The sequence below is a fragment of the Paenibacillus sp. 2TAB23 genome, assembly GCF_052115165.1.
Taxonomy (GTDB): Bacteria; Bacillota; Bacilli; order Paenibacillales; family Paenibacillaceae; genus Pristimantibacillus.
Genome location: NZ_JBFRGD010000009.1, coordinates 15,018 through 29,580, shown reverse-complemented (window position 1 = coordinate 29,580; position 14,563 = coordinate 15,018). Strand labels below are relative to the sequence as shown.

The window sequence follows — 14,563 nt, the reverse complement described above, 5'->3', positions numbered from 1 at the left end:
TCCTCTTGCAGAGGACGGCCAAGCCGTTTCTTTTTGTGCTTTTTATTAGAGCGATAAAGTATGGATGGAAAAATACTCTATTTTTTAAACAGTTTGCTCTAGTTTTTAAATGGTTTGTTTCATAGATTTCCATATAATTGGTATGGTATCGCTTACATCGTAAGGGAGGAGGCAATAGCGGGCTTGAAAAGAACCAACCGAATTTGAAACGTGAACGCACAATCAGATTTCCAGGGAGGTACATTTCGAAATGCAAAACACAGGTAAAAGGAATGGGAAGCGTCTCTTTTCCAAGCTTCTCAGCTGTATGCTGGTTATGTCACTGCTAATGCCGCTTCACCTTTCATCCGTTCAAGCTGCGGATACGGCGCTTATATCCGATGATTTCAGCAGCTACACGAATGAGGACTTCGCGATAGGCGTAGGCAACAATTGGACAAAGGAAGGAACGGCTCCCACTGTACAGTTCCAGACGGATACGGTGACGGGCTCCACATATGCGGCTATTCACCACGCAACTACCGGTTCATCGTATTTCGGGCAGCGATTTGCCGCACAGGACGGCGGGACTGTCATTGAATTCGATGTCAGAATGCCATCGAACAATGGCGGAACTTTATGGGTGATGGATGGCAAGGTCAATGCGACGAATGCGGCAGCGCTTCGCTACCAGCTGGATGCTGGTATCATTAAACGTCATAATGCCGCTGCCCAGAATCAAATGCAATATGATCCGAGCCATTGGTACCGGTTCAAAATGGTGTTTAATGCGCCGCAAAAAAAATATTCGGTATCCATTACCGATATGACGACAGATTCGACGGTCGTATGGCCGGATGCGTTCTACAGCGCGCGCGAGCGAATAAGCAGCTTCGGATTTTTTGTAAATGCCGGCGGGGCTTTTCATTTGGCCAATGTGAAGGTCACGGCACTTGATTTGGCTTTGAATAGCCTGAACATTCAAGCTGGTGATAACGCTCTGAGCCTTCAACCGCCATTCGACCCGAAGGTGAGCAGCTATACGCTTGAGGTTCCTTATAACGTGTCGGAGGTAAAAGTAAACCCGGCAGCAAGCAACCCGAGCGGCGTTTCGCTCCAGGTGGATGCTGCAAGTCTGGAAAGCGGGGCTTCACAGGCAGTTGCTTTAACCGGCAGCTCCACGAGCTTCAACGTTAGCGTAGTATCCAATGCGTATAGCGATATTGCCAAAACGTACAAGGTAACGGTCAACAAGCTGGATAAGTCACCGAACGTGAACTATCCTGCTGCGGAGGGCAGGGATGCCAAGGTGCTGCTCGGGTGGGAGGAGCCTGCGGATCCAGCCTACCTTGAAGCACGCATCTATCGCAAGAGCGATGAGCAATCTCTCGTATTGGTTGACACCGTGGAAAAAGGACGTTATATCTCGGCGATTAGCGGTTTAACCAATGATACGCCATACACCTTTGTCATTAAGGGCGCTTTTGCCTATGAGGGTGAAGAAATAACCGAGTCCAGCGGGGAGACGGTTACTGCAGTGCCCGTCAAGCATGCTGCGCGGCAAATGGAAAGCTTGAACCGCGGCTTAGTGGCTGTGCAGCAGGCTGGTCATGTGTATGTAGGCTGGAGGCTGCTCGGCACGGACCCGACTTCGATCAGCTTTAACCTTTACCGTGACGGCGGTAAAGTCAATGCGAGTCCAATTACGGGGAGCACGAACTTCGAAGATGCGGGCGGAAGCTCAGCATCCACTTATTTCGTGCGGGCAGTCGTAGACGGCACCGAGCAGCGCCAATCGGAATCCGTTGACGTATGGGATACGAACTCGCTGGATGTGCCTATCCAGAAGCCTGCGGATGGCGTGACACCTAAAGGGGAGGCATATTCCTACCGCGCGAATGATGCGTCCATCGCGGATTTGGACGGAGACGGCGAATATGAAATCGTATTGAAATGGGATCCAACCAATGCCAAAGACAATTCCCAAAGCGGCTACACGGGCAACTTTTACGTGGACGCTTATGAATTGGACGGCACGCAGCTCTGGCGTATCGATCTGGGCAAAAACATCCGTGCAGGTGCCCATTACCTCGACGTGATGGTTTATGATCTGGATGGTGACGGCAAGGCGGAGGTAACCTTTCGAACCGCGGATGGAACGATTGACGGAGAAGGTCATGTGATTGGCGATGCCAATGCGGACTTCCGGAATGATGGCGGATATATTCTAACAGGACCTGAATACCATACTGTCTTTGAAGGTGCCACGGGCAAAGCGCTGGCTACGGAAGCCTACGAGCCCGAACGAGGCAATGTCGCGGATTGGGGAGATGCCTACGGCAACCGCGTTGACCGGTTTCTGGCAGCCATTGCGTATTTGGATGGAGAACGCCCGAGCGTCATTATGCAGCGCGGCTATTATACCCGAATGGTGCTGGTAGCATATAACTACAGGGACGGCAAGCTGACCAAGCTGTGGACGTTCGATTCGAAAACGCCAGGCAATGAAAGCTATGCAGGTCAAGGCAATCATCAGCTTAGTGTCGCCGATGTGGACGCAGATGGCAAAGACGAGATCATTACGGGTGCAACGGCCATCGACGATGACGGGAAAGGGCTGTGGAATTCCCGGCTCGGTCATGGCGACGCCATGCATCTGGGAGATTTGGATCCGAATCGGTTAGGTCTTGAGCTCTTTGCCGTTCAGGAGGATACCTCAGTCAAATACTCGGCTGATGTCAAGGATGCTAGAACGGGCAGAGTGCTGCGGGGACAACTGCAAACAGGAATTGATACAGGCAGGGGACTGTCCGCGGATGTTGATCCTCGTTATGCGGGTGAGGAAGGATGGGCTATCGACGGTGCATGGAACAGCACAACCGGCGGCTTGTTCACCGCGCAAGGGGAAAAAATAGGCAATCAAATTCCGAGCTCCAACTTCGCGATATGGTGGGATGGCGATCTTAGCCGCGAGCTGCTGGATCATGAATGGCAGGGCGATACGTTGCGGGTAGGCATTCCGAAAATCGACAAGTGGGATTACGAGAATAATACGCTTGTTCCGCTCGAGAAGTTCACCGGAACCTATTCAAACAATGATACAAAGGGCAACCCGGTGCTTCAAGCCGACTTGCTTGGCGACTGGCGAGAAGAGGTCATCGTGCGCACGGAGGATAGCAGCGCGCTGCGGATCTATACGACGACACATGTGACCGAGCACCGCATTCCTACCTTGATGCATGATCCTATTTATCGTACGGGTATCGCTTGGCAGAATACAGGCTATAACCAGCCGCCGCATACGAGCTTTTTCTTAGGCTCGGGGATGGAAGCGCCGTCTCAGCCGAATATTCGAACGAATGCAATCAAGGCTGTGGATCTAAGCATCTCCGCTCCGTCCAACGAATGGTCCGTCGGGCAGCATATTCAGCTTTCTCCCGTATTTACGCCTGCTGCTGCAACGGATCAGTCAGTAACTTGGTCTGTATACAACGAAGACGGCTCGGCAACGACACTCGCAACGATCTCGGAGAGCGGGCTTCTGATTGCGGCTGCACAGGGAAAGGTGAAAGTCAGTGTGCAGGCTAAGGATGGCTCTGGCGTTGCTGGAGAATGGACATACACGATCAAAAATGCGGCAACGGAAACGCCAAGCGGCGGTTCAACCGAGCAGCCGACGACAACTGTAGGCTCCGGGCACGTGAAGCTGACCGTATCAGCGGATAAAAACGGGGAAGCCTTCGCTGACTTCAAAGCCTCCGATATCGCTAAGGCTGCGGACTCGGTTGTAGGAAATACACTTTTACTTGAGGTTATATCTAATCAAACAGCCAAAACAGTTACAGTCAGTATGCCTGTACAGTCTTTAAAGGACAGCATCGTCAAAGCGATTGATCAGTTCGAGGTGCGGCTGGGCCTTGCCAAAATAACGATCAACAAGAAGCTGTTCGAATCACTCGTGACGAACGAATCGGCAAAGCTCGAGCTGTCGGTTCGCATCATTGAAGCAGCTGCACGACCTGAGGAAGCCAATAGCACGGCAGCCGCGCAGCCCGTGTATGATTTGAATCTGCTTGTGGGCGGCAAGAAAATCGATGATTTCGGCGGCAGCCTAAAGGTGGAGCTGAATTATGTACTGGCAGCTGGCGAGAATCCGAATTTTGTCGTCGTTTATCACATGGATGAGCAAGGCAAGCTCCAACTTGTTAAAAACGGAGCATACGAGAAGGCATCCGGCAAGGTTGTATTTGCTCCGAGCCATTTCAGCCAATATACGATCTCAAACGCGAAAGCAGCCTTTTCGGATATCGGTCATGTAAGCTGGGCGAAGGACAGTATCGAATCGCTTGCTGCTAGAGGTATTATCAATGGAGTTGGGAATGAAATCTTTAAGCCCGGACTGTATGTGACGAGAGCGGAATTTGTGAAAATGCTCATGCATGCGTTCGATCTTGCAGACGCCAATGAAACGAGCACGCTTCGCGATCTGCAGCAGGGAAGCTGGTATTACAGCTCGATCGCTGCCGCTCAGAAGCTTGGGATCGTGCAAGGCAAAGCGGATGGCAGCTTTGGCGTGAATGACAAGATTTCGAGACAGGATATGGCGGTCATGGCCTTTCGCGCAGCACAGCAGCTGGAGCTGAAGCTTGGCAGCGTGGCGCCGAGTACAGCATTTGCGGATGAAGCAGCCATCGACGCTTATGCTTTGGATGCGGCAAAGGCTATGCAGGCAGCAGGTATCATCCAAGGAGTAGGCGACAGCCTATTCGCTCCTAAGGATACAGCGACTCGGGCGCAGGCTGCAGTCATCATTCACAAGCTGATTCAGCTTTCGATTTCTTAGAAATAGCGGAGAACCACATTTCTACTGCACCTCCTCGGCTTCCTAGAGGAAAGCGTCATAACTCTGTCATGACAGTAGGTAAAGCATCAAGCATCCAGCTTCTTCACTGCGAAGAAGCTGGGTGCTTTTTACTGTTTCAGGCGTCGATTCGACGCGGGGGTGGGGTCATCGCTATAATAGGAAGTGGAGACATTTGGATATGCCGTTTGCCTCTATGCCTTAGACAACTAAACGAATAGGATGAATGTCCATGCTTCAACGGCTGGGTCGAAGTATTCGGGATTTCCGAGACACGTACAAAAAACATTTGGTATTCGAATATTTGTTCATGCTGCTTACCAGCTTTGTCATTATCCCGATTATCTCATTTATATTTAACCGGATAATACGGGTGGTTGGTTCGGGCTCGGTGCTGAACGGCGAGTTTTACAAAATCGGCCTCAGCTATGCTGGCGTCGGCGGATTAATTGCCATTTGCTTCGTGGCGATGCTCGTGCTGTTTATTGAATTCGGCGTCATTATCACGATCGCCCAGCAGCATTATTTTGGGAAAAAGGTGCTCATCTCAGACGCGATTCTAACGACGCTTCGGCAAACCCCCAAGCTGTTTGGATTCGGTATTATCCAGCTCGTGTTGTTCTTGCTGTTTATTTTCCCGTTCATCGATTCACCGCTTTCAGCTTCCCTTTACGCACAGTTTAACGTTCCCATCTTCTTCAATAGCCGCATTATGAGCTCATCAATGATGATGCTCGCGTTGTATGGCGCATTGTTATTGGCTGGATTGTACACCGTGCTGCGTTGGATTTTTGTTCTTCACTTCATTATGATCGAGAATAAATCCATTCGCGCGGCGATCAGAAGCAGTCTGGTGCTGACGAAGGGCAAAAGGCTGTCGATTTTCATTAATTTATTTTTGCTCAATGCGCTCGTATTTTCACTCGGCTTTATGACCATCTCATCCATCGCGTATTTGCCTTCTTGGCTTGACAACAATGTGTTGAAGGTCATCACGAATCAATATTCATTAACGCTTTCGACCGTCCTTACTTATATGTTTACGCTGCTGCTCGTGCCCATTAATATGATTTTCCTCACCAGACTGTATTACCAGTTCAATCGTCAGCCTGGCGTTAAACCGTTCGATCAGCTTCGCTTGTATAAGAGCCGTTGGTTCGGACCGCTAGAGAAGCGTTTGTTTGACTACTTAGAGAGAAGAAGCCGTACGCGTGTCTTATACCTCACCGTAACGGCGATATATTTGGCATTGGCACTTGTAGTCAGCTATGCAGCGAATGATAATCTGGTTTATGTCAAATGGAGCGTGCTCTTATCGGCGCACCGCGGCGATTCCATGGCTGCGCCGGAGAACTCGCTTCGAGCAGTCAGAAGCTCGGTTGAACAGGGCATTGATGCCGTTGAAATCGATGTCCAGCTGACGAAGGATGGTGTTGTCGTTCTTCACCACGACTATAATTTGCGGCGTATGGCTGGCGTATCCAAGCAGGTGAGCGAATTAAGCTATGATGAGGTAGCAAGGCTAAGCATCGGACCGGGCAGCGAAGAAGGCGATGAAATCGACCGGATTCCGATGCTGGCTGAAGTATTGGCGGAGGTGCAGGGAAAAGCGAAGCTGATCATAGATTTGAAGCCATATGGCGCTGGCGAGGAGCTGGCTAAGTCGGTCGTCACGTTGATTGAACAATTCGATATGATCCAGGATTGTTATATTCAATCCTTCGATCGGCAGACGCTGCAGCAGATAAGATCACTGAATCCAGATATCAAGATCGGGCAAATTCTTTATTTCGCGGTGGGTGATCTTTCCCTGCTTGACGTGGATTTCTACACGATTGAGCAGGTGATGCTGACCGAGGCATTTGTTGAGCGCGCGCATAAAAAAGGCCGAGAGGTATGGGTGTGGACGGTGAACAGCGAGCGGAATTTAAGGGAAGTGCTTAAATTCGAGATTGACGGCATTATTACCGATTATCCGGCACGCGCCCATAATTTAGTAGAGGTTAAAATGTAATGGCGAGGTTAGGGAAGGGAGAGGGAGCAGATGACTCAAATCGAAAAATACAAAGCGTTCCTCATGTCGCTCCCTCGAGGCAGCTTGACTAAGGAGCAGCTGTTTGTGGAGGAGCTGCTCCTTGACGAGCAGCCGAATATGTCCATTTATTACGTGCCGTATGAATATGTAAATGCCGAGGCGAAGGTCATGATCATCGGCATTACGCCTGGCTTCACCCAGATGGAGATCGCGATACGGAGCGCGCGCGACGATCTGCTCAGCGGAGTCCCGCTTGCACGCATTGATCAGCGGGCTAAGAAGCTTGGGAGCTTTGCGGGCTCGATGAGAAGCAATCTAATCGAGATGCTTGATGGAATTGCCCTCTCGAATCAACTGGGGATAACGAGCTGCCGCGCGTTGTTCGAGGAACGGAGAGATTTGCTGCATACGACCTCAGCCATTCGCTATCCGGTGTTCCAGCAGGGGAAAAACTATACCGGGCATAGCCCGTCAATTCTGAAATCGGAGCTGCTCTACCTTTACGCCGAGAACATCCTTCTGCCAGAGCTTCAGGAGGTGAAGGATGCACTAATCATTCCCCTCGGCAAAGCCGTATCGGAGGTTGTACAAGCCTTTGTCTCAAAGGACTGGTTAAACGGAGAACGCTGCTTGTTTGATATGCCGCATCCTTCGGGTGCCAACGGCCACCGCAAAAAGCAGTTCGAGCAGCACAAGGAAACGATGCAGCGGAAGGTTAACGACTGGTTTGGCAGCTAGAGGTTCATATTGGAAAGCGGGGAATGATGGAGGATGCACAGCAAAAGGGTTCGTTTTATAACTGTTTTTGCGCTATTAACATGTCTGTTATGGTTGTTCGGATTAGGCTGGACGTTAAAGGATTATATGCTTGGTACGCCTAGCTCGGCTCCCTTGTCTTCCGCTGAGGAGGAGCAGGCGGACGAGACCAGCGTGCTGAAAATCGTCGCGTTGGGCGATTCCTTAACGAGAGGCACGGGCGATATTGAAGGTAAAGGGTATGTCGGCTATGTGAGCGATCGACTTAAAGAAGCGGGCAAGGAAATATCATTGATCAACTTGGGCATTAAAGGATTAACCGCGCCGCTTCTCGCTGAGCAAATGAAGGAGAAGGAAATCGGACGCCAGCTTGGACAAGCGGATATTATCCTTATGACCATTGGGGGCAATGACCTCTTTCTGGGCGGGCAGACGCTGTCCGATGTCTCAGAAGCGAGTATTACAGGCCTCGAGGATGCTTATCTTCTGCAGCTGCAGACCATTCTCGATGGCGTGCGTGCAGTGAATACGGAAGCAACGGTGTATTTGCTTGGTTTATATAATCCATTCGTCGAATTTGAGAACGGGGAGCTGTTGTCCGGCGTCGTTCGAGGCTGGAATTTCAAAGCGGCTGAATTGCTGGCTAAGGATGCTAAAACCGTTTATGTTCCTACGTACGATCTGTTCCAGCAGAATGTAAACGACTTTTTGTTTACGGATCATTTCCACCCGAACGAAAAAGGATACGCGCTAATGGCGGAACGGGTAGCCGCATTAATTGCCGGAGCCGGAGAAGGAGGACGACGATGAGCGACATTACATTATCGGTGCAGGGGCTGCGGAAGGTCATTGGCAAACGGACGATTATCAAGGATTTGAGCTTCGAGCTAAAACGCGGAGAAGTATTCGGTTTTCTAGGGCCGAATGGCGCGGGGAAAACGACGACGATTCGAATGCTGGTCGGATTGATCAAGCCGACCTCAGGCACGATACATATATGCGGACTGGATATTGCGAAGCATTTTACGAAGGCGATGAGGCATTTGGGCTGCATTGTCGAGAACCCGGAGCTCTATCCATTCTTAACGGGCATGGACAATCTGCGCCATTTCGCGGTGATGATAAGCGGGATTACGCAGGCTAGGATTGATGAGGTTGTGAGGCTGGTCGGCATGCAGGATCGCATGAATGACAAGGTAAGCACGTATTCGCTAGGGATGCGGCAGCGTCTTGGCATTGCTCAGGCGCTGCTGGGCAAGCCGGATGTACTCATTCTCGATGAGCCGACGAATGGACTCGATCCCTCCGGCATTCGGGAGATGCGCGCCTTTATCCGTTTTTTGGCGGAAGAGGAAGGGCTAACGGTGCTCGTATCGAGCCATTTGCTTCATGAGATTCAGTTGATGTGCGACCGGGTTGCGATTATTTCAAAAGGCGAAATCATTCGCGTCGATTCGGTGCAGCAGCTATTGTCGAGTGAAGAGCGGCTCGTCTGGCGACTGGCGCCGATTGGGCAGGGCAAAGCGATATTGCGAGAGCTTGCATCCATTATCAATGAAACAGATGATACGGTCACAACGCCGTATAATGAGCATGAGGTTGGAGTATGGAATCGAAGGCTGGTTGAAGGCGGAGTAAGCGTGCTGGAGATGAACCGCAAGCTGCCGGCGCTTGAGGATCTGTTCCTTGAGCTGACAGGAGGCGAGTCGATTGATTAATCTGGTTCAGAATGAAATGACAAAGCTGGTTGGGAAACGCCGCTTCGTGGTCATTGCCATCATCATCGTCGTATTGCTGTCGATGTTCACCTATGCACAGGCGAAGGAAGCCGAATCCATTCGGGAGCGTCTTGGCACGGTAGACTGGCGCACGGAGCTGCAGCAGCAAATCGTCGATATGCAGAATCGGCTCAGCAGCGCGGGCCAGTGGCGCGAGCAAATCCAGATTCAAATCAAGCAATCCCAGTATTATTTGGACAATGACGTGAATCCCTCGGAGCCGGGTGCTCCAACCTTTATTAGAGGGTTCGTGCAAAACTCCGCGGAGCTGTTCCTGCCGCTGCTCGTCATGATTATCGCGGTAGACATCGTGTCGTCCGAGCGAAGCATGGGCACCATTAAGCTGCTTCTAACCCGTCCGGTGAGCCGATTCAAAATTCTATTGAGCAAATATATCGCGCTTATTTTATCGGTCTCGGTCGTTATTTTTTTATTTGGCTCCCTTTCGTACATCGTTTCTGCCGTCATGTTCGGCAACCAAGGCTGGGCGGCTCCCGTATTGACGGGCTTCTCCTCGCAAGGCGGGGAGCTGGATATTTCAGGCGTGCGCCTCGTATCCCAGTGGCAATATATTATCCAGCAGTTCGGGCTCGCTTGGTTTATTTCCGTCGTTGTCGGCACGCTGTCGTTCATGCTGTCCATTCTGATGCGGAGCAGCGCGGCAGGCATGGGTACAATGCTGGCTTGTTTAATATCAGGAGCTATTCTAAGCAACATGGTGTCCTCATGGGAGTCGGCCAAATATTTGTTCATGGTCAATCTCGGCTTGATGGATTATGTCAGCGGCTCGGCGCCTCCGATTGACGGCATGACGCTGGGCTTCTCGCTGTCCGTGCTGGCCGTATGGATGCTGGGCTCGCTGCTCGTTTCCTTTACCGTTTTCATGCGAAAAGACATTTATTAACCGTATTTGGCGATGTTGTCCTGTCCTAAATGGCCGGCTCTCTTCATATGCATGTAGTAGAAGAGGAGCGTGATCGACATGGACAAGATTGTACGCAGATATTATCAGCAAAAACAAAAGCAAAAAGAAATAGAGCAGGAGCTCTCTGACCTGCGCAATCAAATATTAGCTTATTTGACTGAGCAGGAGGCGGGAGAGCTGGAGATCGGCAGCCACAAGGTTAAGATTGTGGTACAGGAGCGCAAGGAATTCGATGAGAATAAACTGTATGAAGCGCTGCCTGATCCCGAGCTCTGGCGGATGCTGTCGAAGCCCGATACGTCCAAAATCGCGAGTCTGCTCAAGCTGAATGTCATTACGGAGGAGCGGATAAAGGATACGTACGCAACAAAGACCGTGCGATTGCTTCAGGTGGATAAGAAGTAAGAGCATGAGCTGCGTATAAGCGTAGTTGTAGTGAATGAGTAAGGATTTAAGAGTGAATGAATTAGGATTTAAAACGAATATAATATGAATCAATATGAGTCACAATGAAGCAATATGAATCAATATGAATCAATATGAATCAATATGAGTCACAACGAAAAACGACGAAATTTAAAAAATTAAAAGAAGGTGCTTTTGCCGTTGGATGGCGAAGGCGCCTTTTTTCGTGTGAATAGCGTATTTTGGAGGAAGAAACTAAGCATGTGCTACTCATTTCCGTAGGCAATCAGAGATATAATTTGCCATGATCAAGTCAGTGGCAGGCGGCGTAGATACTGCGTTGATACTTATGATAATGGCGACCAGAATCCAATCCCATCTTGTAGATCTTATAGTGTTTTGTCCTAGACAGCAGTTACTTCAATAGTAAACAGGGTGGTGTTATGGGATTGCTAAAAATAAGCATTAATAAATGTAATTGATTTCTATCATAAAAAAAACTTTACACCAAAATGGGTTAAAGATGATAAGATGAATGGGAAAGGGGCGGTCATAGTGAAAACTTTCCTTGCAACAATTAGACAATCGGGTCAACTTTTTTTCGCATTTTTCAAAATCGCTCCCGCTAGTTTTGGCGGAGGTTATGCGATGATGCCCCTGATAGAACGGGAAATCGTTGCAAAGCGCCAATGGTTTACAGAGGTGGAAATGGCAGATATGCTCGCTATGGCAGGGATAGCCCCGGGAGGAGTAGCCGTGAATGCGGCTGCGCTCATCGGCTATCGGAAAGCGGGCATCACAGGTGCCATTGCTGCCATTGCAGGCCTGACACTGCCCACATTTCTTATTGTCATTTTACTTAGCTATGCGTATCTTTATTTGCGCAATGAACCTAAGGTGGAAGCTGCGCTTAGAGGCATTCATGCTGCTGTCATTGCAATGATTTTAATGGCAGCCTATCGCATGGCCAAGATATCGGTATTTGACATTTCTACAGCATGCGTAATGGCCGCGGCGCTATTCGCCATGCTTTTGCTGCACAAGAATCCGCTATTTGTGATTCTTTTCGGATTAGTCATAGGTTTGGTCATCGTAAGGGGCAAGGAGTTGGTCGGCCTCAGCGTAAACACGGAGAAAGCTGGGAGCAGTACGAAGACTTTGCTGGAGCCTGAATATTTTATTTGAAGAAAGGGGGATGGAATGATGCTATGGGACTTGTTCTTTACCTTCTTGAAGGTCGGTTCCGTTTCATTTGGAGGTGGGTATGCCGTAATTCCGATGATTCAATATGAAATCGAATCCAATGGCTGGATGACGAGCAGTGAATTGCAGGAAACGATTTCGCTTGCCGGCATGACTCCTGGTCCGATTGCTACGAATAGCGCGACTTTAGTCGGGTATAAAACGGCAGGCTTAGCTGGGGCGTTGGTGACGACGTTAGGTATGATTCTTCCCTCGCTCATCGCAGTTATTTTACTTGCCTCCGTATTTTTTCGATTTGTTAATAACAAGTGGCTTCGTTCGGTTTTTTATGGCTTTCGACCGATTATTACGGGGCTCATCGTGTATGCGGCCATCAATTATGGATTTCTGAGCGGGGACGAGACCGGCTTCACGTGGACGACATTCGTTACGCTTTTGATATGCTTCGGCTGTTTGTATGCAATGCTCAAGTATAAGCTTTATCCGATTGTTGTCCTCCTTGCAGCAGGAGCAGCAGGAATTATCCTATATTAAAAGAATGATTCTGAATGAAGGTTGAATTCATTACTGTCGGGAGAGTAGGTATAAATGGATCAAATGAAACCTTGTTGTGCTGCAAATAGGCAGCTTGTAGACATGGAACGTATAGAGACAGTGGACTTGTTGTCTACAAAGAGTTTATCAGCTACCGATGCTGGATTGGGTCTGGATTTGAATTTGGACATGGTCGTCATCCCTGCTGGAAGCTTTGATATGGGAACGACTACAAACGAAGGGTTTTCAAGTGATGGGGAAGGTCCTGTTCGAAGCGTCGAACTCGGCTCGTTCCAGATATCAACGTGCGCGGTGACGAACGCTCAGTTTCAAGCTTTCGTGAAGGCAACTGGCTACCGTACGGAAGCAGAGCAATTCGGGTGGTCGTTTGTGTTTCACCTGCTTGTCTCCGTTGAAACGATGAATAATGTCAAGAACGTACCACAGCATGTGCCATGGTGGCTAGTCGTAGCGGGAGCAAGCTGGAATCATCCGGAGGGACCTGATTCAAGCATCGAGAATCGGCTGGATCACCCTGTAGTCCATGTCTCATGGCATGACGCAATGGCTTTCTGTGAATGGTCCGGTACAAGATTGCCGACGGAAGCGGAATGGGAATATGCGGCACGCGGCGGTTTAAAGGGCAAAACCTATCCTTGGGGCGATCTGCTAAAGCAAGACGGCAAGCATATGTGCAACATCTGGCAGGGGAAGTTTCCGGTTAAAAACAATGCAAGCGACGGTTTTGTCGGAACGGCTCCTGTACGGTCATTCGAACCAAACGGTTATGGCTTGTACAACGTGTCAGGCAATGTATGGGAGTGGTGCGCGGATTGGTTCAGTCCCGATTATCACAGACAAACTTCGCACGTTAATCCGCGTTATTCGCATGAGACTGGGAATCGGTCGATGAGAGGCGGTTCATACTTGTGCCATCGCTCTTATTGCAACCGTTATCGGGTAGCGGCTCGAAGCTCCAACACTCCTGATAGTTCGACTGGGAATTGCGGTTTTCGAGTAGTGGCGGATATCCAGATATAGCTGCCATGCGTTTAAAGGGTTAAGAAGTGATAAGAGAGGCGCCACCTTGAAAAGGGTGGCGCTTTTTTGCCTTCCTTACGAAAGGCTCAATTAGGTCAAATCCGGGTTTTCTTGCGCGTTTCCTTGGTGCTTGGGCTTGAACGCCGTCGGAGAATGGCCGGTCCAGCGCCGGAATTGCCGGGAGAAGTGGCTGGCCGACTGAAAACCGAGCCGCTCGGCAATTTCGGAGATTGGCAAATAGGAAGTAACGAGCAGTTCCTTCGCCAACATAAGTTTTCTACGGCTTATGTATTGCCGCGGCGACAAACCGTAGACCTTGACGAATAGCTTGGTGCATTGGCTGCGGCTCATGTTCAGTTCTTTCGCTACTTGCGCAATCGAGAGATTCTCGGCAAGGCCAAGCGATAGCCTCTCTTCTATGGCATGTGCCGCATCGGCCGCAAGCGGCGTAACATGGCTTGCATTCATTCTGTCCTCGCCCTGATTGCGGATAAGCGCCAGCACCTCGCGGATAATGAGCAAGATATTCGCTTGCAAGAGCAGCTTATCTTCCAGCCGCGCTCCGTCATCGCTTGGTTTCTCGCTTGGCATTTGCTCTGTTAATTCGCGAATCTCCCCGATATAACGACTCAGCCGGCCGGAATGCGCTGCTTCCGAGGCAGATATGAGTCGATAAGAAGCTGTGCCGAGCAGGCTGCGGATGTCCAGATCGTCCAGATCGAAATGCACATTAAAAAACTCGTAGTCCATGCTGGAAGCATTGGTGGTCTTGTGTCTTTCTCCGGCGTTAATCAACAGTAAGTCCCCAAGCTTAAGCGTGACGGTCGTTCGATTTATCTCTTGTTCTACCTCGCCGCCCAAGCAGCAAAGGAGCTCGTACAAATGATGGTGATGCCGCGGATATTCCCAGCCGGGCGGAAATGTTCCAATTTGAATGCCGGTCACCTGCAGCGTAGAAGTCATATTCGGAAAGCCTATCACGTTTTGCATGGCGCCTCACTCTTTCATCCTTGTTGTTCCTTTATACTATCACATCCATAATCAAT

Annotated in this window: 11 protein-coding genes; 10 read left to right on the top strand and 1 reads right to left on the bottom strand. The window is 49.9% G+C overall.

The window, feature by feature from the left end; all coding sequences use genetic code 11:
* Positions 1-250 precede the first annotated feature (250 nt).
* From AB4Z29_RS14535 to AB4Z29_RS14490, 10 genes are all read left to right on the top strand, one after another.
* Entirely contained in the window at positions 251-4,822 is a 4,572-nt protein-coding gene (locus AB4Z29_RS14535; protein ID WP_441943762.1) for a rhamnogalacturonan lyase family protein, read from the top strand.
* Positions 4,823-5,072: 250 nt separating this feature from the next.
* Positions 5,073-6,854, top strand: a complete 1,782-nt coding sequence (locus tag AB4Z29_RS14530) for a glycerophosphoryl diester phosphodiesterase membrane domain-containing protein (RefSeq protein WP_441943761.1) — start codon at positions 5,073-5,075, stop codon at positions 6,852-6,854.
* 30 nt (positions 6,855-6,884) lie between these two features.
* The gene (locus tag AB4Z29_RS14525; protein ID WP_441943760.1) at positions 6,885-7,613 is read left to right on the top strand and encodes a uracil-DNA glycosylase family protein; all 729 of its coding nucleotides are present in this window, start codon (positions 6,885-6,887) and stop codon (positions 7,611-7,613) included.
* A gap of 33 nt (positions 7,614-7,646) precedes the next feature.
* A complete protein-coding gene (locus AB4Z29_RS14520; RefSeq protein WP_441943759.1) occupies positions 7,647-8,441 on the top strand; it encodes a GDSL-type esterase/lipase family protein in 795 nt (264 codons plus the stop codon).
* On the top strand, positions 8,438-9,349 hold the full coding sequence (locus AB4Z29_RS14515; RefSeq protein ID WP_441943758.1) for an ABC transporter ATP-binding protein: 912 nt from the start codon (positions 8,438-8,440) through the stop codon (positions 9,347-9,349). Before AB4Z29_RS14520 ends, AB4Z29_RS14515 begins: the two co-directional genes overlap by 4 nt.
* On the top strand, positions 9,342-10,313 hold the full coding sequence (locus tag AB4Z29_RS14510) for an ABC transporter permease (RefSeq protein ID WP_441943757.1): 972 nt from the start codon (positions 9,342-9,344) through the stop codon (positions 10,311-10,313). Before AB4Z29_RS14515 ends, AB4Z29_RS14510 begins: the two co-directional genes overlap by 8 nt.
* 78 nt (positions 10,314-10,391) lie before the next feature.
* Entirely contained in the window at positions 10,392-10,739 is a 348-nt protein-coding gene (locus tag AB4Z29_RS14505) for a hypothetical protein (RefSeq protein WP_441943756.1), read from the top strand.
* 531 nt (positions 10,740-11,270) lie between these two features.
* Positions 11,271-11,924 (top strand): chromate transporter, encoded by a 654-nt coding sequence (locus AB4Z29_RS14500; protein ID WP_441943755.1) that lies wholly within the window; start codon positions 11,271-11,273, stop codon positions 11,922-11,924.
* A 15-nt stretch (positions 11,925-11,939) separates the two neighbouring features.
* Complete coding sequence (locus AB4Z29_RS14495; RefSeq protein WP_441943754.1) at positions 11,940-12,476, top strand: chromate transporter; 537 nt, start codon at positions 11,940-11,942, stop codon at positions 12,474-12,476.
* Between the two features lie 54 nt (positions 12,477-12,530).
* Positions 12,531-13,517, top strand: coding sequence for a formylglycine-generating enzyme family protein (locus tag AB4Z29_RS14490; protein WP_441943753.1), 987 nt, complete (start codon positions 12,531-12,533; stop codon positions 13,515-13,517).
* Positions 13,518-13,607: 90 nt separating this feature from the next.
* Here the strand turns inward: AB4Z29_RS14490 and AB4Z29_RS14485 are convergent, their stop codons facing one another.
* Positions 13,608-14,507 carry a helix-turn-helix domain-containing protein gene (locus tag AB4Z29_RS14485; RefSeq protein WP_441943752.1) on the bottom strand — a complete coding sequence of 300 codons (900 nt, stop codon included), beginning with the start codon at positions 14,505-14,507 and terminating at the stop codon, positions 13,608-13,610.
* Positions 14,508-14,563 lie beyond the last annotated feature (56 nt).